Source organism: Comamonas guangdongensis (assembly GCF_041079535.1).
In the GTDB taxonomy this organism is placed as follows: domain Bacteria; phylum Pseudomonadota; class Gammaproteobacteria; order Burkholderiales; family Burkholderiaceae_C; genus Comamonas; species Comamonas guangdongensis.
Map to the genome: position 1 here is coordinate 1 of NZ_JBFYGN010000068.1, position 1,164 is coordinate 1,164.

1 protein-coding gene is annotated in these 1,164 nt (G+C 57.4%); it reads right to left on the reverse strand.

Annotation, left to right across the window (positions count from 1 at the left end; genetic code table 11):
* Nucleotides 1-27: 27 nt before the first annotated feature.
* Nucleotides 28-1,124 (reverse strand): IS3 family transposase gene (locus AB6724_RS21785; protein WP_439329916.1). Its coding sequence is split into 2 segments (ribosomal slippage): nt 28-869 and nt 869-1,124, totalling 1,098 coding nucleotides; the frame shifts between segments, so codons are not numbered across the junction.
* Nucleotides 1,125-1,164 lie beyond the last annotated feature (40 nt).

A 1,164-nucleotide genomic window follows, 5' to 3' on the forward strand; every position in this document is an offset into this window, starting at 1 on the left:
TGAAGCCTCCTCGCTTTCCTGCGCCACCTAAAAGTAGAGGTTGGGAAAGCGTTTGACACGATACGCGACCGGCGGAATCCGGCCCAGCGATTCATGTGGACGATGGTGGTTATAGCGATGCAGCCAGTCCTCGGTCATCGAGCGCACTTCCTGCAACGATTCAAAGACATAGCAGTCGAGCACCTCCGTTCTGTAAGTTCTGTTGAAACGCTCGACATAAGCGTTCTGCGTCGGCTTGCCCGGCTGAATGTGGTTCAGCGCTATGCCTTTACTCTGTGCCCATTGTTTCAATGCCTGGGCGATAAACTCCGGCCCGTTGTCCAGGCGAATGGACTGCGCCACCCCGCGGACCTCGGCAAGCTCTTCCAATGCCCGCACCACTCGAGCGGCAGGCAAGCTGGTATCAATCTCGATGCGCAGGCACTCCCGGTTGAACTCGTCAATGACGTTGAAGGTTCTGAAGCGTCGACCTGACCACAGGGCATCGGACATGAAGTCACAGCTCCAGCCCAGATTCGGCTTGTGGGCTGCCTCCAACGGCTGCTTGATGCGCTGAGGCAAACGCTTCTTGCCTCGTCTGGGCAGGTTCAGTTTGAGCTGGCAGTACACACGCCAAAGCACGGTCTTGCCCCAGGGCTGTTCTTGATAGCGGGCGCTGGCGTAAAGCAGCCCAAACCCGTGGCGAGGATTCAATGCCACGTATCTTTGGATGAAGTCGATTACCCCGGAGTCGTCACAGGCCACAGGTGCATATCGCAGCGTTGATCGAGCCAGGCCCGCAGCCTGGCAAGCTCTGCGCTGGCTTAGGCGATGCTCGCTTATGAGCGCATGCACGATGGACTGCCGACGCTCCGGGGTTAGAGCTTTCGCTCGACAACATCCTTCAGGGCATGGTGCACGAGCGCCAAATCGGCATACATGCGCTTGAGCTTGGCATTCTCTTGCTGCAATTGCCGCATCTGGGCCAGATGGGACACGGACATCCCTGAATACTGGCTCTTCCACTTGTAGTACGTGGCATCGCTGATGCCATGCTTGCGGCAGGTGTCACCGACTTTGGCGCCGAGCTCGACCTCTTTGAGGATGCCGACGATTTGCGCTTCACTGAATCTGGATTTCTTCATGCAGAGACCTCCGTGGGGTGGATTCTCTACTTTTGAGTGG